Here is a 26,803-nt window from a genome sequence, read left to right as displayed (position 1 = left end):
ATCATGAAATTCAATACCTTTAAATTAACCACCTTATGTTTATTGACGATGGGCGTTAGCCAGATGGCAATCGCAGAAACCACAAAGCGTCAGACATTGCCAACATTTCAGGCCCAAGACATTGCAACAATGTGCGATGCCAAAATGAATGAGGTGAAAAAACAGCTTAAGTCGGTAGAAATGTTGCGGTTAAAACAAGATGCACCTGCAGCTCCTGTTCTAGCAGAATGGGATCGTATCTTTGCAGAATTTGAAGATTTTTATGGGCCGATTGGTTTATACGGCAACGTTTATCCCGATGAAGATGTACGCAATGCGGCAGAGGATTGTGAGGTTAAAATCACGCAGTTCCAAACCGATATTTTTCAAAATCCTAAGCTCTATCGGCAGTTTAAAAAACTAAAGCCATCTGATGCAATAGACAGCAAATTTCAGCAAGACATTTTGGATAATTTTGAGGAAAAAGGCATTCTGCTGACCACCAACAAACAAAAACGTTTGAAAGAGATTTTGGATGAACTCGCAACGGTTGAGCAGGTCTATGCCAGAAATGTACGTGAAAATCCTCAGAAATTAGAATTTAGTGCCGCTGAGTTAAAAGGTTTACCACAAAGCTATATTGATGCTTTAAGCAAAAATGATAAAGGTCATTATTTATTGGGTTTTGAATATCCTGAATACCGTCCTTTTATGCAGCTTGCAGAAAATGATGATGCACGTAAGCGCTACCAAATTGCTTTTAGTCGTCGTGGTGGAGAAAAGAATTTAGCATTGCTGAAGCAAGCGATCGATTTACGCTATGCCTTAGCGCAGCTTTTTGGAAAATCTAGTTATGCTGAATGGGCTTTACAAAAGCGGATGGCAAAGACACCAGAGGCAGTCAATCAATTTTTAGCAGAAGTTCATGCAACAGTAGCGCCGTTAGAACAAAAAGAAGCTCAGACCTTAGGCGAGTTCAAAGCAAAAAGTTTAAATATTCCATTACAACAAGCCAAGATCGAGCGCTGGAGCGAGGAATATTGGAGTGAAAAACTCCGTCAAGCCAAATATCAAATTGATCAGGAAAACTTGCGTGAATATTTTCCTACGCAAGCGACACAAGATTGGTTATTTGCTATTTCATCTGATTTATATGGGATTGAATTTAAGCCAGTAAATGTAGAAGTTTGGCAAGACGAAGTCGAGTATTACGATGTGGTCGATGCGAAAACAAAGCAATTAATCGGCGGTTTGTACATGGATAAATTCCCACGCGAAGGCAAGTATGGACATGCTGCAGTTTGGAGTGTTTTTGGAAGAAGTCGTTTAACTGAGCGCAAACCAATCTCAGCATTGGTCACTAATTTTAACCGCAAGGGGCTGAATAGTGATGAGTTGGAAACATTCGTACATGAGTTTGGACATGCTTTACATGGCATTTTGTCAGACACGCGTTATGCATCACAAGCTGGAACCAGTGTAGAGCGTGACTTTGTTGAAGCGCCGTCACAAATGTATGAAGAGTGGGCGAGACGTAAAGAAACCCTGTCAAAAGTTGCAGATTATTGCAAACCAGGTTGTCCACGTGTCGATGATGCCTTGATCGAAAAATTAAATGCTGTGCATGGTTATGGGCGTGGTCTGCATTATGCGCGTCAAACATTATATGCCCAGTATGATATGGCACTACATGGTGTTGATGCTTTGAAGGTACAACCGCTCGATCTATGGGGAAAAATGGAAGGTGCAACGGCATTGGGTTATGTACCCACGACACAATTTCCAGGTCAGTTTGGGCACATTATGGGCGGTTATCAAAGTAGCTATTATGGCTATATGTGGTCTGAGGTCATGGCCTTAGATATGTTGTCAGCCTTTGGCAATAACCTGAACAATGCCGAGGTTGGACAGCGTTATCGCGAAACCATTTTATCTCAAGGTAGCCAAAAGCCTGCACAAACATTGGTTGAAACGTTTCTTGGACGTAAACCCAATAACACTGCATTTTTCAATGAAATTTCAGGTCAACGAATTAAATAAGGGGCATCTTTATGCTGGCATATATTGTACGTCGCATATGGCAGATGATCCCAACCATGCTGGGTGTCGTGCTGCTGATCTTTTTCTTGTTCAATTGGGTAGGGGGAGATCCTGCTTATATCTTGGCAGGGAAAATGTCGAATCCTGAGCAAATTGAAAATATTCGTCAGCAGCTTGGGGTTGATCAGCCTTACTATGTGCAACTCTGGATTTTTATTCAGCAAATTTTAACCTTTGATTATGGCGTGAGTTGGAGTACCGGTGAGTCCGTCTCCCAGATTATTACGACACGTTTAGGGCCCTCGCTCACCATCTTGATTCCACTGACGATTTTACAAACGATTATTTCGATCATTTTGGCTTTGGCAGTTGCTTCAGTACGAGGCAGTTTGACTGATCGGATGGTAATGATGTTATGCACCATCGGTATGTCGATCAGTATTTTGGTTTATATCATTGTTTTCCAATATTTCTTTGCTTATCAATTGGGTTGGTTTCCAGTGCAAGGCTGGAGCGATAGTTTTAGTGAAAACTTATTTAAATATGCGTTACTGCCGATTTTGATCATGCTAGTGGTGAGTATTGCGCCAACGCTCAGACTTTATCGCAGCTTTATTTTAGATGAAGTCAATCAGGATTATGTCCGTACTGCACGCGCAAAAGGGGTGGGTGAACATCGAATTTTTGGTGTGCATGTATTACGCAATGCATCTATCCCCATCGTGACCGATGTCATGGCAACTTTGCCTGCATTACTGATCGGTGCATTTTTAATTGAACGTTTTTTTGGTATTCCCGGCATTGGTCGCGAAGTCATTATTGCGGTGGAGCGGAGTGATTTTCCTGTCATTAAAGCGATTACCGTGTACATCGCTGCTGCGACCATGTGTTTTAACTTAATAGCTGATCTGATTTATAAATTAATCGATCCGCGCGTACAGTTGAAGTAGGTGCAATATGCTGAATATATTATTCAAAAGAAAGGCATCTGCTCAGTCTGACGCAACTTCGTCTGGACTCTGGCAGTTGGCTGTACAGCGCTTAAAAGCAGATCGTATTGCAATGGTTTCGCTACTCGTCGTGCTGAGTTATTTCATCGTCTTGGTTTTGTCGGTAACAGGTGTGGTTGCATCGAATTGGAATAAAGAGGTTGCGGTGAGTTATGCAGCACCTACTTTTATCGGTGCTGATGTTGAGGAACGGATTACTGAGAAAAAATCAGAACCGTTGCAAGCTTTACCTGAAAATCCTGTTGATCCTTTAAAAGAGATTATTCGTGAATTGAATATGCAAATTGCAAATGAGCAGATCACCGAAACTCCAATTGATTACTATGGGGTGACAGATCCTTTAGCCGCAGATATGCAAGCCATTGATCAGCAATTGGGTGAGCATTTACTCGATCACAACCAAGAATTAAAAACCACGCTCGCTTTTGGTGCTGATAAGTGGGGGCAAGATATTTTACTCAAAACCATTAAAGGTGCTGAAACATCGATCCTCGTTGGATTGCTATCTGCTTTATTGGCAGTGGTGATTGGTACGGGTTTAGGGGCGATTGCAGGCTATTTTGGTGGTTGGGTCGATGATGTACTGAACTGGTTCTACAATATTTTTACCTCAATTCCTTATCTGTTATTGGTGTTAGCCGTTGCGGCGGTTCTGCAACAAAAAGGGGTACTTTCGATTGTACTTATTTTAGGTTTAACGGGCTGGACAGGTGTATTTCGCTTGATTCGTGCCGAGTATATGAAGCACAAATCTCGCGAATATGTACTGGCTGCTAAGGCGATTGGTGTCAGCCATTCGCGCCGTATGTTTGTGCATATTTTTCCCAATGTCAGTCATATTGCTTTAGTACAAATTTCTATTCTTGTTGTGGCATTTATCAAATCCGAAGTGATTCTGAGCTTCCTTGGTTTTGGCGTTCCAGTGGGTGTGGTGTCTTGGGGAAGCATGTTGAATGAAGCACAAACTGAGTTAATTCTAGGCAAATGGTGGCAATTGGCAGCGGCATCGATCGCCATGGCAGTGTTAGTCACGGCATTTTCAATGTTCACCGATGCATTGCGTGATGCATTAGACCCGAAACTGAAATAGCGGAGTGAAATGAGATGATAGGTAATAATGAAACACTGCTATTAAATGTAGAAAATCTTCGCGTAAGTTTTAAAGGTGAGAGTAAACAGTGGATTGAAACAGTCAAAGGGATTTCATTTTCGATTCCTAAAAACAAGACTGTTGCCTTGGTGGGTGAGTCTGGAAGTGGTAAGTCAGTCACTTCGCTTGCAGTCATGGGCTTGCTACCCAAAGGACAAAGCCAAGTCGCTGAGCAAAGTAAAATTATCTTTGAAGGTAAAGATTTACTCAATCTCTCCGCGAAAGAGATTCGGGGTATTTGTGGCAAAGACATTGCCATGATTTTCCAAGAGCCAATGTCATCATTGAATCCTGTGTTTACAGTAGGCGATCAAATTGCTGAAGTGCTTCGTATTCACCTTGGCATGGGGAGAAAGCAGGCGCGAATACGCGTTTTGGAATTACTAAACGAAGTTGGGATTCCTTCACCTGAGAGCAAAATTGATGCTTATCCAAGTCAGCTTTCGGGAGGTCAGCAACAACGTATTATGATCGCGATGGCGATAGCTTGTGAACCAAAGCTCTTGATTGCCGATGAACCGACGACTGCTTTGGATGTAACGATTCAAAAGCAAATTATTGATTTGCTCGAATCTTTACGTCAGCGTCATGAAATGTCGATGTTATTTATCACTCATGACTTAGCTTTGGTCGGTGAAATTGCTGATGAAGTGATTGTGATGCGACATGGCGAAATTCGGGAAAGTGGTGATGTGAAACAAGTGCTTGAACAACCTAACGATGTTTATACACGCGCACTTTTGCATTGTCGTCCTCAACTTTCATCGCGTCCATATCGCTTACCTGTCACCAGCGATTTTATGAAACAGGAAAATGGACAACTGGTTGAAGCGATTAATCTGTCCACCCTTCATCTTCAAGAACGAACAAGAGGGCTTACAGGTCTAGAGAAAATCGTACTGGATGTTAAAGACTTGAAGAAGTCTTTTTATAGCCGTAAAGGTTTATGGGGGCATGAGGAGTTTCAGGCGGTAAAAGGTGTCTCTTTCCAATTGGCAAAAGGTAAAACTTTGGGGCTGGTGGGAGAGTCAGGTTCAGGAAAAACCACGATTGGCTTATTACTGATGCGTTTACATGAAGCTACGGGCGGGCAAGTATTGATTGATGGGAAAGATATTCTTTCTATGACGGAGAAAGAATTTTCGCTCTACCAGCGGAAGATACAAATCATCTTTCAAAATCCATACGCCTCGCTTAATCCGCGCTTTACCATTGGGCAGATTTTACTTGAGCCAATGCGTATTCATGGGATCGGTGAAAATGATGCTGAACGTAAAAAAATAGCATTAGCACTTTTAGAGAAAGTCAGTTTGCCTGATCAAGCTTATGATCGTTATCCACATGAGTTTTCAGGTGGTCAGCGTCAACGCATTGCGATTGCACGTTGCTTAACATTAAAACCTGAGATTTTGATTTGTGATGAGTCGGTATCTGCGCTTGATGTGTCAGTGCAGGCTCAGGTGTTGAACTTGTTGCAAGATTTACAGGATGAGTTTGGTTTGAGTTATATTTTTATTTCACACGATTTATCGGTTGTAAAATATATTTCGGATCAAGTGATGGTGATGAATCATGGAGAGATCGTTGAAATTGCGGATTCAGATGAGCTGTATTTACATCCTCAACATGAATACACTCAAAAACTGCTGAATGCAATTCCACAAGGCATCATATCTAATCGCTAGCAGTGATATAAAAAAACGCTCAAATTTGAGCGTTTTTTTATCAAGGTAAAGTCTTAAAACTTCTTAAAGCCTTTACTGATACCAAGAGGTTTACGGTCACTGGTATTTTGATTTTTAGTATTGCTGTTCGGGCGTTGTTCTGGTTGTTCATCATCACGACGTTGTTGACGTAAATAACCACCACGACGAGCAGCCATTGGTTTTTCAATCATTCTGTCACTACGACGTTTGGCCATACCAAATAAACCGGTGCCTTGACGTGGTTTCAATTCAACAGATTTCGCAAGATTATCGATATCGCCTTTATCCAATTCCATCCAGCGACCTGTACGCAATTCGCGCGGTAAAATCACTGTGCCGTAACGGGTACGCAGTAGGCGACTAACTTTTAAACTTTGTGTTTCAAAAATACGGCGTACTTCACGGTTACGACCTTCTTTGACCACAACTTGATACCAACGGTTGATCCCATCACCACCAATGTCAGTGAATGATTCAAATTTGGCAGGACCATCTTCAAGTTCTACACCTTTGAGCATATTGTTGCGAATCTGCGGTGTCACTTCACCCATGACACGTACCGCATATTCACGCTCAATTTCATTAGATGGATGCATCAAACGATTGGCAAGCTCACCATCATTGGTAAATAACAATAAACCAGTACTGTTAATATCCAGACGACCGACCATGACCCAACGATCATTGGCAATTTGTGGTAACTGTTCAAAAACAGTTGGGCGATTCTCAGGATCATTGCGTGAACAAATTTCGCCTTCAGGTTTGTAGTAAACCAAAACACGACGACGGATTTCATCTTCAATTTGGAATTGGACTTTACGACCATCAATACGCAGTTCATCCGTCGGTTCAATTCGTTCACCGACCTGTGCAATACGACCATTGATGCTGACACGACCAGCAGCAATAACTTCTTCCATATAGCGACGTGAGCCTAGCCCAATCCTCGCTAACACCTTTTGTAATTTTTCACTCATGACAGCACAACCTTAGACATAATGATCAACAGTTCACCTTATCAAGACTTCGGCGCATGTGCGTCGAGTGTCATGAATGCTTCCTTGGCGTTCTGTAGGGGAGGCAGTTGACCTAGCGAGGCTAGACCAAATGCATTTAAAAATTGGGGCGTTGTAACTAACAACGCAGGTCTTCCAGGTAAATCTCTGAAACCAGCTTCTTTGATCCAGTTCCAGTCAAAAAGCGTTCTTAAAATCTGACTATTATTTGATACGCCACGAATTTGTTCAATATCGGCACGTGTGACGGGTTGATGATACGCAATCACTGCTACTGTTTCGAGTAATGATGGTGACAATTTAGTTGGGCGCTCTGGCCAAACTTGCGTAATGATATTTCTATACTTTGCACGTACCTGAAAACGAAACCCTTGTACCGTTTCAATCAACTCAATGGAGCGACCATGTTGTAACATAGCCAATTGTTGCAAAAACTGACGTAACTGTTGCTTATTATATTGGTTTTGAAATGCTTCTTTTAGTCGTGCAAGTGAGACTGGTGAGTCACTGGCGAATAAAATTGCTTCAATTTGCAATAAAACATCATGATGAATGTCTTCAAGCGACATACTTTCATTTGAGTCCAATTGATCTAAACTCATGCTGCAACGCCTTGAACAGTTAACGGAGCTTCAATTCCACTATGAATAATGTAAATTTTTTGCTGACGCGTGAGTTCAAGCACCGCCATAAAGGTCACAACCATCCCCATGCGACCTTGTTGTGGGTTGAGTAATTTAATAAAACTCAATGCCTCACCAGATGCAAGTTGGTTTTGGATAAAGGCAATACGTTCTTCGAGCAAAACAGGTTCTTGTGCCACAACATGTGTTATTGGCTCAGGACGGTTAAACACACAGAATATTGCATCGCGTAAAGCTTCGACATCATAACCTTCGTAAATGGGTGCAATATGACCAATACTAACATTGGCGCTAAACGTATCGCGTTCAAAGATTGGCATTTGACCTAATCTTTCAGCAGCTTGTTTTATGCGTAAATAGGTTTCTAAACGATCGATCAGCTCTTGTTTAGGATCTTTTTCAAATTGATCAACAACAGTGGCTTTGGGCAATAATAAACGTGATTTTAAATCAGCAAGCAGAGCCGCCATCACCATATAATCTGCCGTCAGTTCAATATTCAACGACTTCATGCTATCCATATAGCTAAGATACTGAGTCGCAATCGGTGCAATATCTATGTGTAACAGATCAAAGCCATTTTTTTGAATCAGATAAATGAGAAAGTCCAAAGGCCCTTCAAATTGTTCCAATAAGATTTCGAATGCAGCAGGCGGTATATACAAATCTTCAGGTATGGTGTCATGCCACTCGTCAAGCACACGAATGGAAGGAGTTAACTCCAGAGAGGAAGATAGGATTTGATTCATTACCGTTATAAGCCACGCGAATTTTCAAAAGCATGAAGGGATCGTTTTTGTGATCAAGGGATGACACATACTACTAAGAGCACGGCTATTCTAATCGAAATAGCAAATTTAATAAATTACTCACTTACAAAAACCTTAAAGTTCTCAGGGTATTTTCTAGATTTATGCAAAATTATATTGGTAAGGGAAAAATTATGCTTAAATTAGCGACGAAAACCTCATTTTCTTTAAATGATAAAATATTATGAAACGTTATTTAAGCACGCAACAAAATCAACTTGGGCAAAAAATTGGCCTTTCAATTGAAAATCATGTATCTGCTCGGTCAATTGCTGGCGATTTAAACGGACAATACGTTAACTTGATCGATATTGCTGGTGGCGTGTCCGACCAAGCCCTCAGTCAAATGTGGACGTGTGTTTCAACAGAACCGAATGATGGATGTTGGACTTACCTGCCTTATTCGGCACCACAGAGCCAAGACGTTATAAAAGATGCTTTGCACAATTCATTTAATTTTAAGGATTCTATCCATTTTTTGATCGAAGTCGATGGTGAGGTACAGGGCTGGATCGCGTTATTAAATCCAAGACTTGAACATGGCGCGATTGAAATCGGTAATGTTTACTTTTCACATAAGATGAAAAAATCAAAAGCATCGACTGAAGCGATATTTTTATTATTACAACAATGTTTTAAACAGGGTTTTAGACGTGTGGAATGGAAATGTGACGATTTCAATGCACTATCAAAAGCAGCTGCATTGCGTTTTGGGTTCCAGTATGAAGGTCTATTTCGTCAGGATCGGATTGTAAAAGGTCGAAATCGTAACACAGCTTGGTTTTCGATTCTTGATGAAGAATGGTCAGCTTTGGAACAAGTTTATCAACAATGGTTAAGCCCAGAAAATTTTGATGAACAGGGTTTTCAGAAACAGCGATTGTCTGATTTTATGATTGACTAAAAATGTAAGTGCTTACTCAAAAGCACTTACATCCCCAATCCCACGACGGATAACTTCTGGATTTTCACCTGATAAATCCACAATACTTGTCGTTGCTAACATTCCAAAACCGCCATCGATAAATACATCAATACGTTTGCCGAGCTGATTTTCAATATCAAATGGGTCATCTAAAGGATCTGTTTGATTCGGCAAAATCAAGGTGCTGGTGAGTAAAGGTTCATCTAACTCTTTTAATAATGCTTGAGCAATTGGATTACTTGGAATACGCAGACCGATGGTTTTTTTCTTCGGATGCATTAAGCGTTTTGGTACCTCACTTGTTGCTGGCAAAATAAAAGTGGTCACAGCAGGTGTGTTATTTTTAAGCAATCGATACATTGCATTATCAACTTTGGCATAAGTTGCAATGTCCGATAAATCACAGCACATGATGGCATATTGATGTTTTGGACCTAAACCACGAATTTGAGCAATACGTTCCATCGCACTTTTATTACCAATCTGGCAACCAATAGCATAGGCCGCATCAGTTGGATAGACCACAACGTCACCAGCACGAATACGGTCAACGGCTTGAGTGATTAAGCGAGCCTGTGGATTTTCAGGATGAATATGTAAATGCAACATTATTATAACTCCCTGATCTATGTGGCTGAATTTAGTATGAAACTTGTTGTGGGCATGTTGCAAGAGTTTGATGTGATAATTTTGTCATTTAATCAAGGTATTCACGTTTAAATTCATTGAGTTGTAATGGTGATCCATTGCGTGTGCAAAGACAAATGCAATAAATAAAATGCGCAGCATCACGAGGTAGCTTTGCTTCACCAGAAAAATACCGTTGTACTTGAGCAAACACATGATCTTTAAACTGTCGCCCATTTCCGCTGTCGCCGGTTAAGTTATCTAAAGACACACGAAATTTTCGACCAAAGGCGGTTGCAAATAACCATTCAATCGCTTGTGGTTTGATTTCAACTTGTTCAAATAAGCTTTGTTGTTCAGCACTTCGACCATCAGGTGCATACCAATATCCAAGGTCGGGAAGTAAGCGGCGTTTTTCACCTGCGATCGTCCAATGGCTGATTTCATGCAGGGCACTATTAAAGAAACCATGCGCAAATTGGATTCTTGCAGCTTGTTGCAAAGTTGCTGGGAAATACTCTGGTTCAAAATCACCTTTGACTAAAGTGACTTTATGGTGGGAAAACCAAGAATTAAAGTGTAAAATAAGCCAATCGACCTGCTCTGATTCTGTCGTTAACTTTTGCCAAGATAAATGTTGCACTTGATCTGGCATTAACACAGCAGTAGTGGTTGAATGGGTGCGAATGAGTAATGAAGTTGTTACTTCAAGTTGCGGCTGCAACAGGTGCATTGCTTGATTTACCCTAAGTTCTGTCAAAAGAAGTGCAAAATTGTATCTTAATCTTTGACAGAGTACCGATGAATTTGTAAAATCGCGCTCTTAATTATGTCAGCAAATACTTTTCCAAGCCAAATCGAGCCATTTAAATGGGCTGAACAGGGCTTTACATGGTCAGGAACACTGCCATTGTCTCGCTTTGCTCGTATTGCTCGAGAAGCTGTTGGTTCAATTGATGATCAATTGATCAACATAGACTGTAAGCTATCAATGGATATCTATCATCGTATTATATGGTTAGATGGACATATTGAAACCAAAGTTCCAATGGAATGCCAACGTTGTTTGGGAACTGTTGAAATTGAATTGGTTTCAGACTTTCATTTAGCTTTGATTGATGATGAGTCACTGATAGAGCGATTGGATGAGGATGCTGATTTCATCGTTTTAGGTGAAAGTGAATCTTCGAAAAAAGGTGATTTTGATACACCTGCATCGATCAATTTACTCGCATTACTAGAAGATGAACTGTTACTGTTGATGCCTTTATCTCCTAAACATGATGTTTGTGAGCATAAGCATCGACCTGCCACTCAGGATGATGTCGAAGAAAAGCGGGATAACCCGTTTGATGTTTTGGCTGGCCTGAAGGGTAAACTTAGCTCATAATTTATGTTATAATGTTGAGTTAAGACAACCGAATTTGTTCTGATCCATTTTTTCGATCTTTGTAAGGAGCCATCATGGCCGTTCAGCAAAACCGTAAAAGTCGCTCTCGCCGTGACATGCGCCGTTCACATGACGCTTTAACCGAGAATGCATTATCTGTAGACCAAACTACGGGTGAAACTCATCGTCGTCACCACGTGACTAAAGATGGTGTTTACCGTGGTCGTCAATTATTCGCTAAAGCAGCTGATGCTGAATAATTGAATCATATGCATTAAGCGATAGCTTAAAGTATAAAAAAAATGGGAGCGAAAGCTCCCTTTTTTGTTGTTTTTCGCAATTATAAAAAGATTTAATCAATGTTAAATTGCCGCATCGCTAAAGAGTCTATCGTCATTCTCATGTAGAATCATGAGTGTTGATGAAATTGGCAATAGACTAATTTAAGGATTTTTATATGTCGACTAAACGACTTGAGCAGGCAGCTCAAGCAACAAAAACAGCATTTGTTTTTCCGGGTCAAGGCTCGCAAAAAGTAGGTATGTTGGCTGAACTTGCAGAGCAGTTTAGTGTTGTTCAAGACACCTTTGCTGAGGCATCGGAAGCGCTTGGTTTTGACCTTTGGCAGATTGCTCAAAGTGGTGAAGGTTTAGATCAAACTGAAAATACTCAGCCTGTGTTACTCACTGCAAGTATTGCGTTGTGGCGGGTCTGGTTAGAGTTAGGTGGTATCGTACCGAAATACTTAGCTGGACACTCTTTAGGAGAATACAGTGCCTTAGTTGCAGCAGAAGCAATGACGCTGGGCGATGCAGTGAAGTTGGTCAATTTACGCGGTAAATTGATGCAAAGTGCTGTCCCTCAAGGTGAAGGAGCGATGGCTGCAATCCTTGGTTTGGCTGATGACAGAGTTGTTGAGCTTTGCCAGCAAGTCTCTGCGGCAGGTCAAGGTTCAGTTGAAGCTGCAAATTACAATGCGCAAGGTCAAGTTGTGATTGCAGGGAGTACTGCGTTGGTTCAGCAAGTCATGGCTGAGGCAAAAGCGCAGTCTGGTAAAGCGATTGCATTGCCTGTTTCTGTCCCTTCACATTGTTCATTGATGAGATCAGCAGCAGAACAGTTTGCTGACGCTTTGGAACAAACTGCCATTGAGCTACCCCACCTTCCTGTAATACAAAATGTCAACGCGGAAATCGCTACGGATGTTGCTCAATTACGTCAGGCACTCACTGCCCAATTGTACCAATCGGTACAATGGACACGTACCATGCAATATTTACAAGATCAGGGTATTCAGTATGTGGTCGAATGTGGGCCGGGTACAGTACTTAGTAATCTTGCCAAGCGATTACCGAACATAGAAAAAGCATTTGCCATTGATAGCAAAGCACGTATGGAAGATGCCCTAAACGCAGTGTTAGTGGCAGAAGGAAAAATTGCATGACACAACAACGAAAAGTTGCGTTAGTGACAGGAGCAAGCCGAGGTATTGGCGCAGCAATTGCACAGCAACTCATTCAAGACGGTTTTTTTGTCGTTGGTACCGCGACTTCTGAATCAGGCGCGCAAAAACTAACAGACAGTTTTGCTGAGCATGGAACAGGTGCGGTACTCGATGTTCGTAATGGCGAGGCAATTGATACTCTTGTTTCGCATATCGAGCAGCAATATGGTTCAGTTCTGGTATTGGTCAACAATGCTGGGATTACCAAAGATAATTTATTATTGCGTATGTCTGAAGATGATTGGGATGACATTCTCAATATTCACTTGAAAGCGGTTTACCGTTTATCTAAGCGAGTATTGAAAGGCATGACCAAAGCACGCTTTGGACGCATTATTAACATTAGTTCTGTGGTTGCACATTTTGCTAACCCAGGACAAGCCAATTACTCAGCCGCGAAAGCAGGGATTGAAGCATTCAGTCGTAGCTTAGCGAAAGAGATGGGGAGTCGTCAGATTACGGTAAACAGTGTAGCACCTGGTTTTATCGCAACTGAAATGACTGATCAGTTAAGCGAAGATGTTCGTAAAAAAATGATCGATCAAGTAGCTTTAAATCGTCTAGGTCAACCCCAAGATATTGCAAATGCAGTGAGTTTCCTTGCAAGCGATAATGCTAGTTACATTACTGGTACAGTTTTACACGTAAATGGTGGTTTATACATGGCCTAAGTGGCGACGTATAAACTTTTAAAAATTTTAATATTCAATTAAACTAGTGGCAAATTAAAACGCCACAAGCAATGAGGAGAATTCCTGTGAGCGATATCGAACAACGCATCAAGCAAGCTGTAGCTGAACAATTAGGTATGCGTGCTGAAGAAATCAAAAACGAAGCATCTTTCATGGATGACTTAGGTGCTGATTCTTTGGATTTGGTTGAACTTGTTATGTCTTTTGAAAATGACTTTGACATCACCATTCCAGATGAAGATTCAAATGAAATCACAACAGTTCAATCTGCAATTGATTATGTAAGCAAAAAACTTGCTTAATCATCTTGCATGATCGAAAGCCACCGTAAGGTGGCTTTTTTATGGGTGAAAATAAGAAATTCCAAATATACTGAGTGTTGTTTTAGAGAATATACATATATTTACAAGACCTATTTAAATTGAAACTCGAGCAATTCTTTTTTTCTGTATAACTAGAAATTAGGTCAACTTTGACCAAGCATCATTAATAATTACAGAGGAAATAACAATGGGTCTTTTTGATTTTGTTAAAGGTATTGGCAAGAAAAATACTGCGCCAGCAGAACCACAAGCTGCGCCAGCATCACCAGCTGAGCCGTCAGCTCAGGAAGTAGCAAATAAGTTATTGGGTTTGATTAAAAGCTTAGGTTTAGGTGTTGATGGTCTATCAGTTACTTATAATGGTGCGACAGATACCGCTGTGATTAAAGGGCAGGTAAAGAGCCAAGCGGATAAAGAAAAGATTGTACTTGCTGTAGGGAATATTGATCATGTTGCACAAGTTGATGATCAAATGACGGTTGAAACAGCAGAACCAGAAAGCAAGTTCTATACGGTAAAATCAGGCGATAACTTGTCTAAGATTTCTAAAGAGTATTATGGTGATCCAAACCAGTACAATAAAATTTTTGAAGCGAATAAACCATTGTTGAAAAATGCAGATGATATTTTCCCAGGTCAGGTGTTACGTATTCCACAATAATTTGCGGATGCTATAAAAAAGGCGCTAATTGCGCCTTTTTTATAAGAGTCTGTTTGAAACCTTAGTATCAATCAGTTGCTATCGATTCCATAAGAACTGATATACGTATTTAAAAACTATAGGTCATCCCAAGTTTGACTGTTCGTGGCTGCCCTGGATAAACATAGCGATTAAACGCGCTATCATCATATTTTTTATTAAAGATATTTTTAATATCAAAACTGAAACGTATGTCCGATGACAGATTGTAATAAGAAATAAAGTCCGTAGTCGCATAACTTCCCATGCTGTACGTGTTATTTGCAGTTTGTCCTTTTCGGCTAGCAACATAGCGTTGGTTTAAGCCTAAACCTAAACCATTTAATGCGTCTGATTGAAACTCATAAATACTTAATAGATTGAATGAATCTTTAGGAATATTAGCTAAACGTGTTCCTTTGGTTAAGCTATTATCTTTGCTCACCGCAGCATCGGTATAGGCATAATTTCCAATAATTTTCCATTCTGGGGTGAGATTTCCGACCAAACTGAGATCAAAGCCTTTACTTGTGACTTCGCCTGCGGCAACGCTTTTTTTTGAATCCAGTGGATCTAATGTCAGCACATTCTCTTTTTTGACATAATAAATCGCATTTTCAAATGAAAGTTTATGATCAAGAAGGGCATATTTTGAACCGATTTCATAAGAAATGCCTTCTTCAGGATCAAAGCCTTGATTGTTTCGATCTGCGCCTGCGTTTGGTTTAAATGATTTACTGATGTTACTATAAAGCGTGAATTGATCAGTTAGATCATAGGTAAATCCAATACGAGGTATGACGGTATTGTGATCAGTTGACCATGAAGAATGATTTATAAAATTGGTATAATCCTGTTCGTAATGTTCAAAACGTAAACCAATCAAAGTATTGAATCGATCTGTTAAACGAATTTGATCTTGAACATAGAAAGCTTTGCTACGCAGTTGTTCATGATCATGTGTGGTGACGTTGACTAATTCAGGTAGTGGCTGAGTACGATCGGGATGATGAATATTTAAGTCAAATGGTGCAGTGGAGCGAATAATATAGGAACGGTAGTCATAATCTTCAAATTCTATTCCAGACACTAACGTATGTTCTAGGTTAAACAGATTAAACTCACCGACAAGGCTTGCTTGAATATTTTTGTCATTCCAATCTAAATTTCGCCAATTATAATTTCGAGTAATGATTTCACCATGACTATTGGCTTTTACACCATTTGCTTCAACGGCATAACCATGCAAATTTCCATCTAAATATTGCGTACCAACATTCAACTTCCATGCATCATTGAGACGATGTTCAACGCGTAATTGGAACATATCATTGTCGTTATAGAGCCGATTTCTATTTTTTCCAGATTCCCACCAATATTCTTTGGGATCAGAAGATTGTTTTTGTTGACCATCATAGCGAGTGAAACCACGATCCAAAGCATGTTGGTTGCGTAATAAATCTGCTTCAAAAATAACCTTGGTATTCTCTGAAGGCATCCATTGAATAACGGGTGCAATGTTCCAGCGTTTTGAGTCAACATGTTCCCGAAAAGTATCTCCATTTTCACCCATTAAATTTAAACGGTAGCTGATACTATTATCTGGAGTCAAAGAGCCAGTGGTATCCACTGTACTGCGATAGAGTCCTTCATCATCGATACTCAAACCGAGTACTGTTTTTCTTTCGGCGAGGGGTACTTTACTCACCACGTTAAAAGTACCTCCTGGATCACCACGACCATACAGGCTTGATGAAGCACCTCTTAAAACTTCTACGCGCTCGATGGTTGAGCTATCAGGTGCATTGGGATAACCGCGGTTAATTGGAAAGCCATTTCTATAATATTCGCCGCTAGTAAAGCCTCGAGATGTGAAAGTGGTTAGCCCTTGTCCACCAAAGTTATTTGCTCGTCCAAGTCCCGCGACATCAAGTGCTTCGGATAAGCGGGTTGCTTGGATATCTTCAAGTACTGCTTTATTGACCACAGTTACAGCTTGTGGCGTATCTTTAAGCAAAGTGGATGTGCGTGTCGCAGAACTTGCAGAATTGACCTTATATTCTTTTTCAGAATTTTCGACTGCTGTTGAGGCTTGAATCGTGATGGTTGGCAGTGTGTTCACTTGATCATTTGCAAAGACAGTCATGGCACAGCTAAGCGGTAAGAGGCTAGGTAGGAGGCGGTATTTCAGCATGAGGGATATAGTGCAAATTAAAATGATAATTATTATATTTTATAAGTAAGTTAAGGTTCTTGAATATTTTGCATATGTTTATCCAAGTTGATGATAAATTTTCATATAGAGCCTTAGATATGCCTAAAATAGTAGGGCATGCTTAGTATTTTTTGAAAATACGATGCTACTGATATGCAAGATATTGAACCCGGTATCGATTTTTGTAAAAGTCTTGGCTTAATTTTTTATGGATAAGCAAAGCGGTTTAAAACCGCTTTGGAATCTTTTGCCCATTCGGAACAGGTGTTTCGGCATGTTTTAACACACCAAATAACCATGTTTCTGCATGTTGAACTGCGATTTTGAGTGAATCACCTAAAGCCAATCGTCCCGCAATAAAACTTGCCAAAGAACAACCTGAACCATGATATTGTCCTTCTAGACGAGGGCAATGGCTTTCCGCAATCATTTTGCCATCCGCATACAGCACATTTCGAATATGATCTGGTGTGTCTTCATGCCCACCTTTGACCAGCACTGCTTTTGCACCCATTTCAAATAATTTTTGAGTGGCTTGTTCGATATCGTCTATACCCGTTAAGGCAGTTAATTCAACCGTATTTGGGGTAATCACCGTGGCTAAAGGAATTAGCTCAACAAAGGCTTTGACTAGCGTGGCTTGATCGCCTAGTGAACCGCCACTATTGGCGACGAGCACTGGATCGAGTACGTATTGGTAGTCGGTATGTTCACGTAAAAACTCAGCCAAAGCCGCAATATTATCGGTGGTACCGAGCATTCCAGATTTAACGCATTTAATTGGTAAATCACCAACCACGGCATTTGCTTGTGCAAGCAATAGTTCTTTTGATGTTGCTTCAAAACCAAAAACTTGTTGCGAGTTTTGAATGGTCAGCGCAGTACATGCAATCGCAGCATGTGCACCGCTTTGCCCAATTGCTTCAATATCGGCTTGTAAACCAGCACCGCCAGATGGATCTAAACCTGAAAAACAAAGTACGGTCGGACGCACTGCAATTTCCTTTTATGTTTTCATTTACGTTAGTATAGGGAAGTTTCGAGAAACTCTCGACTCCGTTGTGTAAGGCTTTAAGAGATTGGACGAATGACGATCAAAAATATACTGATTGATTTAGATGGGACTTTGACTGACCCGAAAACTGGGATTCATGGTTCAATTCGTTATGCGCTAGAAAAGCTCAATCAACCTTTGGCGAATGACGTTGATTTAGATTGGACCATTGGTCCACCACTGAAAACATCTTTGGCAAAATTATTAGACACACAAGATGATGACTTGGCTGAGCAAGCCTTAGCTGCCTATCGTGAGCGTTTTTCGGTTACAGGTTTGTTTGAAAATGAAGTCTATCCAACTGTAGAAGTCACTTTACGACAGCTACAGGCACAGGGATATCGCTTATTTCTTGCAACAGCGAAGCCAACAGTTTATGCCAAACAAATTTTGGTTCATTTCCAGTTAGATCAATATTTTACTGGGATCTATGGGAGTGAGCTGACAGGTGAGCGTACCAATAAAGCAGATTTAATTGCTTATATTCTTGAGAAAGAACAGTTGAATGCTCAGCAATGTATCATGGTGGGTGATCGTCAATATGATGTGATTGGTGCACGTGCAAATCAGATTGAAACCATTGCAGTAAATTATGGATACGGGACAGTGGAAGAATTGGCCCAAGCTCAGCCAGTAACGCAGATTGCACAATTTAATGAATTGCTTGAGTGTGTAAATGAGATAAATGTGGAACGAAAAGTTTCATAAGCATTGAATAGGTAAATAGCCTCGATGATTCGAGGCTATTTTTTTAATTAAATATTATGCTTTAAGCGATATTGCACCAGTTCATCAATACTAATCACGGTTAAGTCATGTGTTTGTGCATAAGCTAACACTTGAATACCTGAAGCCATCGAACCATCAGGATTAGTTAATTCACACAAGACACCTGAAGGCTTCAAGCCAGCTAAACGGGCTAGATCAATCGTTCCTTCGGTATGCCCACGACGTGCCAAAACACCACCATCACGTGCACGTAAAGGAAAAACATGACCGGGACGACTGAGATCACTGGCAACAGCACCAGCTTTAGTCGCTGCTAAAACTGTGGTAACACGGTCTTTCGCAGAAACACCAGTGCTGACACCTTGTGCTGCTTCTATCGTCACGGTAAAGGCTGTCTTGAACTGGCTTGAGTTGTCCACGACCATCGGTGGAAGTTGCAAATGATCGGCTAATTGTTCGGTTAAGCAAAGACAAACAATCCCTGAACCATCACGAATCATTTGCGCCATCGTTTCGACAGTCAATGTTTCGGCTGCAACAATTAAGTCCGCTTCATTTTCACGGTCAAAATCATCCATCACCAACACAGGTTTGCCTTGGCGGATATCATCTAAAGCTTGTTGAATACGTTGTTCAGCAGGGGAAAGGACTGAAAAGAAAAGTTCCGGTTGGATTAAACTAGACATAATGAAACGCTCTCGTAAATAGGTTACGGTTGAACATTTCAGGACTGATGTAAAAATAAGCGCACACCAAAAAACCAAAGTTGTTTTGGTGGTTTCGTCTTCTTTCATCCGGACTATACCGTCGGCTTTGGCATTTCACCAAATCTGCGAGTACATAAGGGGCAATATGTCACTGACCCTCACGATACCAGCTCGTGGGCTGATTAGGTCATTGATGATCAAAGCCTAACTTACCACCGGTGGGGAATTTCACCCCGCCCTGAAGCGATGTGCTTTGATTATAGTCATATTTTGCGTGAAAAATATAACTTTTATAGAATGAATCGTTCTATAACAATCAAGAATAATGCTGAGACATGCTTCAAGATTTTCCATTAATCAGTGAAATTGGTAATAGAACTAAATTGAGCATAAACTCAAAAGATAGAACAACAATAATGTGAGGCGATCGCCAATGGAAAAGGCAGTTCAAACAGATCTCGAGCAACTTGCGCAGCAAATACATCGACCCGTGATTAATCTTAAAGAGTTTTCCCATTTATCCACACAAGAGTTAACTTGGTTAAATCAGCAATTGCAGCACACTGTGTTAGAAGAAAATCGAAAAATTAATCAGCGTTTATTTCAAGTCCCTTTTTTTCTACGTTTCCTGCTCAAAAGTAAAATAGAGAGGTAAGTGCAATGACGCGATTAGCTGTACATGCTGAGATTATAAAACTTGCACGTATTTTAAGTGTTTCAGAACAACAGCTGGCCTTCTTGCAAAGCATAGCACCAGAAAGCCTTAGACAATTTCGCTTTGCAATCATTGAATTATTACAAGATCAGCAAAAAGCACGGTTTCGACACTTGGCAACTTGGGTCAATTGGTTGCCAAATGGGTTAAATGTTTTCATGGTTAAACGATTTTTAGATCCGTTGATTGTGGCACAAATTGCCGTGCATCTATCCACTGAAAACTTATATCGGATTGCTAAAAAATTATCCGCCGAAACGCTTGCTGAAATCTCAGTTCATCTTGACCCGCGATTGGCACGAGAGCTGTTGGTTTACTTAACCACCCATCATATTATCGAGATTGCTCAAGTGCTTTTGCAAAAGCGTGATTTTGTGACCATGGGGCGCTTCGTGAGTATGTTGTCGGATGAGGTGGTGCAAGATGTGGCTCAAATAGTTGAGCAAGAAAGTGATCTTTTAGAAATCGCTTTTTATATTGAATCTAGAGAGCGTATTGATCATTTGGTTCATGTATTACCGAAAGCACGTATAGAAAAGGCATTATTGATTATCTGTGATCCGACGCAACGTCTAGTTTGGCCCAAACTTTTGGCATTAATGAGTCATATTGGTTATGAATTAAAACAAGAACTTGGTGATTTAGCTGTACAGCAGGGTGAAACGGTCATCAATGCCATTATTCAGGCGGCACAGGAGGATCAACTCTGGGAAGATATGTTGCCAGTTGTGGCTTGCCTATCTGCTCAGGCGCAGCATTATGTTGCAAATTTATCTGCATTACGCCAAGTCGACATTATTCAAAGCATCGTGGCTGCCGCAGATCATTGTCATTTATGGACTGACATGTTGGTGGTCGTGAACTATATGCAAGATCAAGCAAGAGAAGTGGTTGCAACAGCAATTGCACAAATTGATGAGCAGGTTTTACATCACATCGCCTACGCCTCTTTGTTACGTTCACAATGGGAAGTGACTTTCGATATCGTTGGGCGTATGCCGATAGAAAAGCAGCGACAATGTCGAAAAATTCTCAATGTTTATATGCAGCAATTGGATGCTGAAACTTATCAATATTTAGACGCTTTATTAGATCATTATCAGATTGATGTGCCTGCAATACATTGAGTATGAAGTATTAGGATTATGGCAACGTATCTCGAATAGGCAGTAATGTTGCCAAAGCATGTTCATAACCGCGTTCTACTAACTCATCTAGCTTATGCCAATCAAATATACCGATGCCCTCAATTGGCATACGGATATGTAAATTTGCTCGTTCAATCGCAGCCGCTTGAATCATGGTATCACTGGCAAGTGTCGCGGTACGCATTAAAATTTCAGCCAGTCGTGGCGCAGGTAAGAGCTTATCTTTAATCAATTTGTTCCAGTTGAGCAGGGCACTTTGATCGGGTTCATTTAAACCGATACCTGGGATGCGGATATCATCGTTTAAGCTGACATTACTGGCAATAATTGCACCTCTTTCCAAATTTTGCATTACGTCTGTCGGGAGGTTATTAATAATCCCGCCATCGCACAATAAATTCTCATGCCAAGCTACAGGCGGTGCTACACCGGGCACACTCATGCTAGTGCCGACCCACGTTGCCAGTTCGCCTTGATCGTGAATCACGGCTTGACCTGTCGACAGATTGGTTGAAATGCAGTAATAGGTTCGTTTCAACTCTTCTATTCGCCGATGCCCAAAAATTGCTTGAAGCCGACTATGGAATCGTTGTCCACGGATCAAAGATACTCGAGGCATGGTGTAGTCATTTAGATAATTTCGAGCAACGAAAGTTTCATAAGCAATATGAGTCATTTCAACACTATCAAAACCACATGCAACCAAAGCAGCAACGAATGCGCCCATACTGGTTCCACCCACAATATCAATGGGGATATGTAGTTGTTCCAATGCGCGAATTAAACCAATGTGTGCAAATCCACGCGCACCGCCACCACCCAGCACCAAGCCTAGACCTCGACTGGAGATTTGCCGAGCGACAGCGCTGATATCCGCTTGTGCCCAAGGATGAATAAAATAATGGGCACGGGCGCGATAGAGTTGTTTCCAACGTAATGTATGGGGGGAGGGATCAGCCTCTGAGCGTAATAACACTAATTCAATCGGGCTTTGCCAATCATATTGATTTAATACATCAACAAGTTGGGTTTCAACAGGTGACTGATTGGCTTCGGCTAAAATTAAGATGCGATCTGCCTGATGTAGACAGCGTTTTGCCCACTCATCGTCATGGGTATGTGCAGCATAAAGGACATAACAATGCTTTTCTTCTAAGCTCGCTAACCATTGACGTAATCTTAAGTCATCTGCACCGTAGTCGAGAGGCGTTTGACTAAACCCAATGCCAAATAGTGCATCCACATGTGCGGCTGTGACTAAGCGAACTTGTGGCCAACGTTGTAAATGCTCAGTCAATTGTTCTGCGAGTTGAATAGCGGGAATTTGTGATGTGACAGGAACAATAGACAACGTGCGGTTATGACTCATGGCATGGGTATGCTGTAGTTCGGGTTGCGAGCGTGCGATGATCAGCCGAGACAAGGCCAGTAAAACGTTTGGATATTGGTGAATGAAGTCTAAAAATGGCTGCTGCGGAATTGCGAATAGGGTGGTATCTCGGATAGCATGAACTGTGCCGTGATGAGGCTGTTTGGAAATGGTACCCATTTCCCCCACGATGTCATGACGGCCCAAATAGGTTGATAAACCTGAAGCGGTAGTGAGTTTAACGCGACCATAGGCAATAATATAAACATGATCGGCACTGTCATTGAGCTGATAAAGCATTTGTCCTGTTTGTAAATGCAGAATATGAGCATAGCTGGCGATGGTGTTTAGTGGGTCAGCATCCAACTCTGCAAAGACTGTGACTTTACTCAGCGTTTTTATAATATCCATATTTTTCAAATTATCTTTATTATCTACTCATTTAATAAAGCATTGAGCTGTTTTACAAGTGCGGTTGAGTAAATGAGGGCTTCTGTTTAGGCTTTTTTTGTATTTATGGTTTTTGGGAAAATACTGCTATTGCGGTAGAAAAAGCTGAGGCATAAAAAAGCCAGTTCATTTTTGACTGGCTCTTTTGGAATCTTTAACGCTTATGCGATTTGTACAGGAATACAGTTTGCTGTGTGGCTTACCGTATTGTTTGGGTTCGCATAGACTAAACGCGGTTTGTGTAGATCTGCTTCTACTTCAGTGAAGTCACCAAAAGTCGCAATAATCACTAAATCGCCTACATCAGCTTGGTGTGCTGCGCCACCATTGACTGAAATAATGCCTGAATCATCTTCACCACGAATTGCATAGGTTGTGAAACGTTTGCCGTTAGTGACGTTCCATACATGGATTTCTTCGTATTCACGAATCCCTGCTAAGTCCATTAATACACCATCAATTGCGCAAGAACCTTCATAATGAAGTTCAGCATGTGTCACAACTGCACGGTGAATTTTACATTTTAATAAACGAGATAGCATGGCTAGCGTCTCCTGAGTAAGACCTAAGATGAATATCTTATGGTTGACTTGTCACGTTTTCCGCGGGCTATTGGGCGGTTCGATGCGCATTTTGCGCTTAAAAATGCAATATGGCAAGTATGATTGTTCAACAATACAGTCGTAAGTTTAAGTGGGTTTGTAAGCATTGATTTGATTCATCGCCAGTGCTACTTGTCCATCAACAAGTATTTTCACTTTAGATAAGGCATGATCAAGTGCTGCATCCATTAAATCTTGTTCACTGCTTGGGGCTTTGTTTAGTACATGACCTGCGACACGCTCTTTAGAGCCAGGATGTCCAATTCCAATCCGTAAGCGGTGGAAATTAGCACCAAGATGAGGAACGATATCACGTAGACCATTGTGTCCGCCGTGTCCGCCACCTGTTTTCAAACGAATAACACCAGGATCCATATCTAGTTCATCATGAGCGATTAAAATCGACTCAGGAGAAATATGATAAAACTTAGCGAAAGGGGCAACACTTTGACCAGAACGGTTCATAAAGGTTGTGGGGAGTAATAGACGTACGTCATGACCTTCAATTTGACCACGACCACTGAATCCATGAAATTTCGGATCAGCTTTTAACTGAATACCATAACGATCTGCAAGCTGTTCTACAAACCAAAAACCTGCATTATGGCGAGTTTGGGCATATTCCTTTCCAGGATTGCCCAAACCAACAATTAGCGAAATATTTGACACTAATTAAGCCTTTAACACTTATGCGCGGATGAAGTCAGCGTGCATAGGTGTGTTTTTTGCTGGGTGGCGTTGTAACGCTTTGATTTTAACGTTTTCAACTTGATCACCGATTTGGATTTCAATCACTTCTTCAAAGAAAGCATTGTTTTCTAAAGCTTTAACGATTTGACGAAGCTCTAAAGTGATTGTTACAGGCTCAGCGCTACCGCCATAGACGATTGCTGGAATTTTTCCTGCGTGACGAAGGCGGCGGCTCGAACCTTTCCCTTGTAGTGCAGCTTCACGTGCTTGAGCATTTAATACGAAGTTTGCCATGGGCATATCCTCATTGAGTTTTAAGAGACTAAACTTGCGACCAGTTTAGTGATAGAAAACCCTAGCTAAGCTAGGGTTTAAGAAAAAAGCTGGGCTATTATAGATAACTATCAAACATCGCGCTAATAGATTCTTCGTTATTGATACGACGAATTGTTTCAGCAACCATGCTAGCAACAGATACTTGGCGAACTTTGCCAATGTTTGCTGCTTCATCTGAAAGAGGAATCGTGTCGGTTACAACAAGTTCATCAATAACAGAGTTTTGAAGGTTTTCAATGGCTTTGCCAGATAAAACAGGGTGAGTTGCATAAGCAATAACTCGACGTGCACCAAATTGTTTTAGTGCATCAGCCGCTTTGCAAAGCGTACCTGCTGTATCAACCATATCATCTACGATGACACAGTCACGATCTTTGACATCACCAATCAAATGCATCACTTGAGATTCATTTGCTTTTTGACGACGCTTATCAATGATCGCTAAATCAATATCACCCAGTTGTTTTGCAACAGCACGAGCACGCACTACACCGCCAACGTCAGGTGAAACCACCATTAAGTTGTGATGTTGCTGCTGATGTAAATCAGCTAACAAGGCAGGCGTACCGTAGATGTTATCAACAGGAATATCGAAGAAACCTTGAATTTGGTCTGCGTGCAGATCGATCATCACAACACGGTCAATACCTACAGTTGTTAGCATATCTGCAACAACTTTAGCAGTAATCGGTACACGGGCAGAACGCGGACGTCGATCTTGACGTGCGTAACCAAAGTACGGAATGACTGCTGTGATACGACCTGCACTTGCGCGACGCAAAGCATCTGCCATAACCAAGATTTCCATAAGGTTATCATTGGTTGGCGCACAAGTAGATTGGACGATAAAAACGTCTTTGCCACGTACATTTTCAGTAATTTCAACTGAAATCTCACCATCAGAGAACTTGCTAACTGAAGCAGCTCCTAATGGAATATGTAAATGACTTACGACTTTTTGGGCGAACTGTGGATGAGCACTTCCACTAAAAACGACAAGATTGGGCATGAAGCACCTGAGCGAGGATTAAGTGAAGCAACGCTTCACCCGAGCGCAAGGGAAAAGTTTTAAATTTTTCCAACGGGTAGTTTAGAAACAATCTATTATATGGCAGGGGCGGCTGGATTCGAACCAACGGATGCCGAGATCAAAACCCGGTGCCTTACCACTTGGCGACGCCCCTAATGCGGCAGAACTTTAATGGTTTTATACGGTATTGTCAATATGTTTGATCAATATCAATATAAAACAAGCCTGTCTAAAGAAATGGCAGGGGCGGCTGGATTCGAACCAACGGATGCCGAGATCAAAACCCGGTGCCTTACCACTTGGCGACGCCCCTAATGTATTACATATATCTACAGATGAAAATTGGCAGGGGCGGCTGGATTCGAACCAACGGATGCCGAGATCAAAACCCGGTGCCTTACCACTTGGCGACGCCCCTAACGCATAACTTCGAAATTTCGTAAAGGTGATTCTGCTAAACTAGTGACCACGTAAGCTTTACATGGTGCGTTTTGCAAGATCAACGCGATGTCCATCTCTTCGGTTATTTCAGTAAAAACACAAGCACCTGTACCTGTAAGCTTTGCTAGACCAAACTGATCTAAATATTGCATTGCTTCTTCAACTTCAGGATATAACTGTCGAGCCAAAGGTTCAAAGTTATTTCTAAAAAGAGAAGGTTGTAACTGATAGGCGCAAAATGTAGTGATCTTAGAATCTCTTGTCAATGATTTTTGTGAAAATAGCTGTTGAGTGCTGATAAAACAGTCAGGTTTTAAAATTATGAACTTTTTTTGCGCTAAGTCTATGAATGATAAATGTTCACCGATCCCTTCTGCCCATGCATTTCGTCCATAAACGAAGATGGGAACATCGGCACCAAGTTGTACGCCATACTCAGCGAGTTGTTGATCATTTAAACCGCATTGCCAAAGCTGATTGAGTACAATCAGGGTGGTCGCTGCATTGGAAGAACCGCCACCTAGCCCCGCACCCATTGGAATATTTTTTTCAATTTGGATCTTGAGACCACAGGGTTTTTTGGCATGGGGGCGGAGTAACTGGGCTGCTCGATAGATTAAATTCTGTTCGAGTTGTACTTCTGCTAAGCCTTGAATTTGAATGACTTCTTCATTAGTTTCTTCAAAAGTCATCCAGTCATACAAGTCAATCAGTTGAAAAATCGTTTGTAATTCATGATAACCATTTTCTCGACGACCTGTGATATGAAGAAATAAATTCAATTTAGCAGGGGAATGGACTCTAATCATAATAGAATAATCTA

28 protein-coding genes, 3 tRNA genes and 1 riboswitch are annotated in these 26,803 nt (G+C 41.1%); of the genes, 14 read left to right on the top strand and 17 right to left on the bottom strand.

Annotation, left to right across the window (positions count from 1 at the left end; translation table 11 throughout):
* Positions 1-3: 3 nt before the first annotated feature.
* From F903_RS14620 to F903_RS14605, 4 genes are read left to right on the top strand one after another with little or no spacing between them, the layout of a single operon-like run.
* Complete coding sequence (locus tag F903_RS14620) at positions 4-2,019, top strand: M3 family metallopeptidase (RefSeq protein WP_005198165.1); 2,016 nt, start codon at positions 4-6, stop codon at positions 2,017-2,019.
* A gap of 11 nt (positions 2,020-2,030) precedes the next feature.
* Positions 2,031-2,969: an ABC transporter permease gene (locus tag F903_RS14615; RefSeq protein WP_004669991.1), complete on the top strand. Its 939-nt coding sequence runs from the start codon at positions 2,031-2,033 to the stop codon at positions 2,967-2,969.
* Between the two features lie 7 nt (positions 2,970-2,976).
* A complete protein-coding gene (locus F903_RS14610; RefSeq protein ID WP_005198163.1) occupies positions 2,977-4,119 on the top strand; it encodes an ABC transporter permease in 1,143 nt (380 codons plus the stop codon).
* Positions 4,120-4,133: 14 nt separating this feature from the next.
* Complete coding sequence (locus tag F903_RS14605) at positions 4,134-5,864, top strand: ABC transporter ATP-binding protein (protein WP_005198161.1); 1,731 nt, start codon at positions 4,134-4,136, stop codon at positions 5,862-5,864.
* 53 nt (positions 5,865-5,917) lie between these two features.
* On the opposite strand, the gene rluB is transcribed toward F903_RS14605, so the two are convergent.
* From rluB to F903_RS14590, 3 genes are read right to left on the bottom strand one after another with little or no spacing between them, the layout of a single operon-like run.
* Positions 5,918-6,862, bottom strand: coding sequence for a 23S rRNA pseudouridine(2605) synthase RluB (gene rluB, locus F903_RS14600; RefSeq protein ID WP_005198160.1), 945 nt, complete (start codon positions 6,860-6,862; stop codon positions 5,918-5,920).
* Between the two features lie 41 nt (positions 6,863-6,903).
* Positions 6,904-7,503, bottom strand: coding sequence for an SMC-Scp complex subunit ScpB (gene scpB / locus F903_RS14595; RefSeq protein ID WP_005198158.1), 600 nt, complete (start codon positions 7,501-7,503; stop codon positions 6,904-6,906).
* Entirely contained in the window at positions 7,500-8,294 is a 795-nt protein-coding gene (locus tag F903_RS14590) for a segregation and condensation protein A (RefSeq protein ID WP_005198156.1), read from the bottom strand. The genes scpB and F903_RS14590 overlap by 4 nt, the downstream gene beginning before the upstream one ends.
* 244 nt (positions 8,295-8,538) lie before the next feature.
* Here F903_RS14590 and F903_RS14585 point away from each other — a divergent pair, with 244 nt between their 5' ends.
* Positions 8,539-9,258 (top strand): GNAT family N-acetyltransferase, encoded by a 720-nt coding sequence (locus tag F903_RS14585; protein ID WP_005198154.1) that lies wholly within the window; start codon positions 8,539-8,541, stop codon positions 9,256-9,258.
* 12 nt (positions 9,259-9,270) lie between these two features.
* On the opposite strand, the gene F903_RS14580 is transcribed toward F903_RS14585, so the two are convergent.
* Positions 9,271-9,888, bottom strand: coding sequence for an L-threonylcarbamoyladenylate synthase (locus F903_RS14580; RefSeq protein ID WP_004670005.1), 618 nt, complete (start codon positions 9,886-9,888; stop codon positions 9,271-9,273).
* Between the two features lie 88 nt (positions 9,889-9,976).
* A complete protein-coding gene (locus F903_RS14575; protein ID WP_005198152.1) occupies positions 9,977-10,639 on the bottom strand; it encodes an elongation factor P hydroxylase in 663 nt (220 codons plus the stop codon).
* Between the two features lie 96 nt (positions 10,640-10,735).
* Here F903_RS14575 and F903_RS14570 point away from each other — a divergent pair, with 96 nt between their 5' ends.
* The 6 genes from F903_RS14570 to lysM all read left to right on the top strand — a co-directional run bounded on the left by F903_RS14570 (position 10,736) and on the right by lysM (position 14,476).
* Positions 10,736-11,296 carry a YceD family protein gene (locus F903_RS14570; protein WP_004670011.1) on the top strand — a complete coding sequence of 187 codons (561 nt, stop codon included), beginning with the start codon at positions 10,736-10,738 and terminating at the stop codon, positions 11,294-11,296.
* A gap of 74 nt (positions 11,297-11,370) precedes the next feature.
* Complete coding sequence (rpmF, locus tag F903_RS14565; RefSeq protein ID WP_004670013.1) at positions 11,371-11,556, top strand: 50S ribosomal protein L32; 186 nt, start codon at positions 11,371-11,373, stop codon at positions 11,554-11,556.
* Positions 11,557-11,753: 197 nt separating this feature from the next.
* Positions 11,754-12,740 carry an ACP S-malonyltransferase gene (gene fabD, locus F903_RS14560; RefSeq protein ID WP_005198148.1) on the top strand — a complete coding sequence of 329 codons (987 nt, stop codon included), beginning with the start codon at positions 11,754-11,756 and terminating at the stop codon, positions 12,738-12,740.
* Complete coding sequence (gene fabG / locus F903_RS14555; protein ID WP_004670018.1) at positions 12,737-13,471, top strand: 3-oxoacyl-ACP reductase FabG; 735 nt, start codon at positions 12,737-12,739, stop codon at positions 13,469-13,471. Before fabD ends, fabG begins: the two co-directional genes overlap by 4 nt.
* Before the next feature lie 86 nt (positions 13,472-13,557).
* Positions 13,558-13,794 (top strand): acyl carrier protein, encoded by a 237-nt coding sequence (acpP, locus tag F903_RS14550; RefSeq protein WP_004670020.1) that lies wholly within the window; start codon positions 13,558-13,560, stop codon positions 13,792-13,794.
* A 208-nt stretch (positions 13,795-14,002) separates the two neighbouring features.
* On the top strand, positions 14,003-14,476 hold the full coding sequence (gene lysM, locus F903_RS14545; RefSeq protein WP_005198127.1) for a peptidoglycan-binding protein LysM: 474 nt from the start codon (positions 14,003-14,005) through the stop codon (positions 14,474-14,476).
* A 109-nt stretch (positions 14,477-14,585) separates the two neighbouring features.
* Here lysM and F903_RS14540 read toward each other — a convergent pair whose 3' ends face one another.
* Positions 14,586-16,640, bottom strand: coding sequence for a TonB-dependent siderophore receptor (locus F903_RS14540; protein ID WP_171065248.1), 2,055 nt, complete (start codon positions 16,638-16,640; stop codon positions 14,586-14,588).
* Between the two features lie 295 nt (positions 16,641-16,935).
* Positions 16,936-17,703, bottom strand: coding sequence for a hydroxymethylpyrimidine/phosphomethylpyrimidine kinase (locus F903_RS14535; RefSeq protein ID WP_005198123.1), 768 nt, complete (start codon positions 17,701-17,703; stop codon positions 16,936-16,938).
* Positions 17,704-17,796: 93 nt separating this feature from the next.
* Here F903_RS14535 and F903_RS14530 point away from each other — a divergent pair, with 93 nt between their 5' ends.
* A complete protein-coding gene (locus tag F903_RS14530) occupies positions 17,797-18,471 on the top strand; it encodes an HAD-IA family hydrolase (protein ID WP_005198114.1) in 675 nt (224 codons plus the stop codon).
* 47 nt (positions 18,472-18,518) lie between these two features.
* Here the strand turns inward: F903_RS14530 and ribB are convergent, their stop codons facing one another.
* Entirely contained in the window at positions 18,519-19,178 is a 660-nt protein-coding gene (ribB, locus tag F903_RS14525; RefSeq protein ID WP_005198112.1) for a 3,4-dihydroxy-2-butanone-4-phosphate synthase, read from the bottom strand.
* Between the two features lie 92 nt (positions 19,179-19,270).
* A riboswitch (FMN riboswitch) is annotated at positions 19,271-19,448 on the bottom strand.
* A gap of 184 nt (positions 19,449-19,632) precedes the next feature.
* On the opposite strand from ribB, the gene F903_RS14520 reads away from it, so the two are divergent.
* Positions 19,633-19,854, top strand: a complete 222-nt coding sequence (locus tag F903_RS14520) for a hypothetical protein (protein WP_005198111.1) — start codon at positions 19,633-19,635, stop codon at positions 19,852-19,854.
* A 5-nt stretch (positions 19,855-19,859) separates the two neighbouring features.
* Positions 19,860-21,041: a hypothetical protein gene (locus F903_RS14515; protein WP_005198110.1), complete on the top strand. Its 1,182-nt coding sequence runs from the start codon at positions 19,860-19,862 to the stop codon at positions 21,039-21,041.
* A gap of 16 nt (positions 21,042-21,057) precedes the next feature.
* Here F903_RS14515 and F903_RS14510 read toward each other — a convergent pair whose 3' ends face one another.
* From F903_RS14510 to ispE, 9 genes are all read right to left on the bottom strand, one after another.
* Positions 21,058-22,842 carry a patatin-like phospholipase family protein gene (locus F903_RS14510; protein WP_005198109.1) on the bottom strand — a complete coding sequence of 595 codons (1,785 nt, stop codon included), beginning with the start codon at positions 22,840-22,842 and terminating at the stop codon, positions 21,058-21,060.
* 200 nt (positions 22,843-23,042) lie between these two features.
* Positions 23,043-23,423 carry an aspartate 1-decarboxylase gene (panD, locus tag F903_RS14505; protein WP_004670039.1) on the bottom strand — a complete coding sequence of 127 codons (381 nt, stop codon included), beginning with the start codon at positions 23,421-23,423 and terminating at the stop codon, positions 23,043-23,045.
* Between the two features lie 147 nt (positions 23,424-23,570).
* Positions 23,571-24,152 (bottom strand): aminoacyl-tRNA hydrolase, encoded by a 582-nt coding sequence (pth, locus tag F903_RS14500; protein ID WP_004670040.1) that lies wholly within the window; start codon positions 24,150-24,152, stop codon positions 23,571-23,573.
* 18 nt (positions 24,153-24,170) lie between these two features.
* Entirely contained in the window at positions 24,171-24,467 is a 297-nt protein-coding gene (gene rplY, locus F903_RS14495; protein WP_004670042.1) for a 50S ribosomal protein L25, read from the bottom strand.
* A gap of 97 nt (positions 24,468-24,564) precedes the next feature.
* The gene (locus tag F903_RS14490; RefSeq protein ID WP_004670043.1) at positions 24,565-25,518 is read right to left on the bottom strand and encodes a ribose-phosphate pyrophosphokinase; all 954 of its coding nucleotides are present in this window, start codon (positions 25,516-25,518) and stop codon (positions 24,565-24,567) included.
* A gap of 100 nt (positions 25,519-25,618) precedes the next feature.
* Positions 25,619-25,693 (bottom strand) — tRNA-Gln (locus tag F903_RS14485).
* Positions 25,694-25,777: 84 nt separating this feature from the next.
* Positions 25,778-25,852 (bottom strand) — tRNA-Gln (locus tag F903_RS14480).
* Between the two features lie 30 nt (positions 25,853-25,882).
* Positions 25,883-25,957 (bottom strand) — tRNA-Gln (locus tag F903_RS14475).
* Positions 25,956-26,789 (bottom strand): 4-(cytidine 5'-diphospho)-2-C-methyl-D-erythritol kinase, encoded by an 834-nt coding sequence (gene ispE / locus F903_RS14470; protein WP_005198108.1) that lies wholly within the window; start codon positions 26,787-26,789, stop codon positions 25,956-25,958. The genes F903_RS14475 and ispE overlap by 2 nt, the downstream gene beginning before the upstream one ends.
* Positions 26,790-26,803: the final 14 nt, after the last annotated feature.

Origin of the sequence: Acinetobacter sp. NIPH 298, from assembly GCF_000369505.1 — a bacterium.
Taxonomy (GTDB): domain Bacteria; phylum Pseudomonadota; class Gammaproteobacteria; order Pseudomonadales; family Moraxellaceae; genus Acinetobacter.
The sequence above is the reverse complement of the archived record's forward strand: the minus strand, read 5'-3'. Positions and strand labels throughout refer to the sequence as shown.

Coding starts and splice junctions, on each gene's coding strand:
- F903_RS14620 (WP_005198165.1), top strand. CDS start 4: ATGAAATTCAATACCTTTAAATTAACCACCTTATGTTTATTGACGATG.
- F903_RS14615 (WP_004669991.1), top strand. CDS start 2,031: ATGCTGGCATATATTGTACGTCGCATATGGCAGATGATCCCAACCATG.
- F903_RS14610 (WP_005198163.1), top strand. CDS start 2,977: ATGCTGAATATATTATTCAAAAGAAAGGCATCTGCTCAGTCTGACGCA.
- F903_RS14605 (WP_005198161.1), top strand. CDS start 4,134: ATGATAGGTAATAATGAAACACTGCTATTAAATGTAGAAAATCTTCGC.
- rluB (WP_005198160.1), bottom strand. CDS start 6,862: ATGAGTGAAAAATTACAAAAGGTGTTAGCGAGGATTGGGCTAGGCTCA.
- scpB (WP_005198158.1), bottom strand. CDS start 7,503: ATGAGTTTAGATCAATTGGACTCAAATGAAAGTATGTCGCTTGAAGAC.
- F903_RS14590 (WP_005198156.1), bottom strand. CDS start 8,294: ATGAATCAAATCCTATCTTCCTCTCTGGAGTTAACTCCTTCCATTCGT.
- F903_RS14585 (WP_005198154.1), top strand. CDS start 8,539: ATGAAACGTTATTTAAGCACGCAACAAAATCAACTTGGGCAAAAAATT.
- F903_RS14580 (WP_004670005.1), bottom strand. CDS start 9,888: ATGTTGCATTTACATATTCATCCTGAAAATCCACAGGCTCGCTTAATC.
- F903_RS14575 (WP_005198152.1), bottom strand. CDS start 10,639: ATGCACCTGTTGCAGCCGCAACTTGAAGTAACAACTTCATTACTCATT.
- F903_RS14570 (WP_004670011.1), top strand. CDS start 10,736: ATGTCAGCAAATACTTTTCCAAGCCAAATCGAGCCATTTAAATGGGCT.
- rpmF (WP_004670013.1), top strand. CDS start 11,371: ATGGCCGTTCAGCAAAACCGTAAAAGTCGCTCTCGCCGTGACATGCGC.
- fabD (WP_005198148.1), top strand. CDS start 11,754: ATGTCGACTAAACGACTTGAGCAGGCAGCTCAAGCAACAAAAACAGCA.
- fabG (WP_004670018.1), top strand. CDS start 12,737: ATGACACAACAACGAAAAGTTGCGTTAGTGACAGGAGCAAGCCGAGGT.
- lysM (WP_005198127.1), top strand. CDS start 14,003: ATGGGTCTTTTTGATTTTGTTAAAGGTATTGGCAAGAAAAATACTGCG.
- F903_RS14540 (WP_171065248.1), bottom strand. CDS start 16,640: ATGACTGTCTTTGCAAATGATCAAGTGAACACACTGCCAACCATCACG.
- F903_RS14530 (WP_005198114.1), top strand. CDS start 17,797: ATGACGATCAAAAATATACTGATTGATTTAGATGGGACTTTGACTGAC.
- ribB (WP_005198112.1), bottom strand. CDS start 19,178: ATGTCTAGTTTAATCCAACCGGAACTTTTCTTTTCAGTCCTTTCCCCT.
- F903_RS14520 (WP_005198111.1), top strand. CDS start 19,633: ATGGAAAAGGCAGTTCAAACAGATCTCGAGCAACTTGCGCAGCAAATA.
- F903_RS14515 (WP_005198110.1), top strand. CDS start 19,860: ATGACGCGATTAGCTGTACATGCTGAGATTATAAAACTTGCACGTATT.
- F903_RS14510 (WP_005198109.1), bottom strand. CDS start 22,842: ATGGATATTATAAAAACGCTGAGTAAAGTCACAGTCTTTGCAGAGTTG.
- panD (WP_004670039.1), bottom strand. CDS start 23,423: ATGCTATCTCGTTTATTAAAATGTAAAATTCACCGTGCAGTTGTGACA.
- rplY (WP_004670042.1), bottom strand. CDS start 24,467: ATGGCAAACTTCGTATTAAATGCTCAAGCACGTGAAGCTGCACTACAA.
- F903_RS14490 (WP_004670043.1), bottom strand. CDS start 25,518: ATGCCCAATCTTGTCGTTTTTAGTGGAAGTGCTCATCCACAGTTCGCC.
- ispE (WP_005198108.1), bottom strand. CDS start 26,789: ATGATTAGAGTCCATTCCCCTGCTAAATTGAATTTATTTCTTCATATC.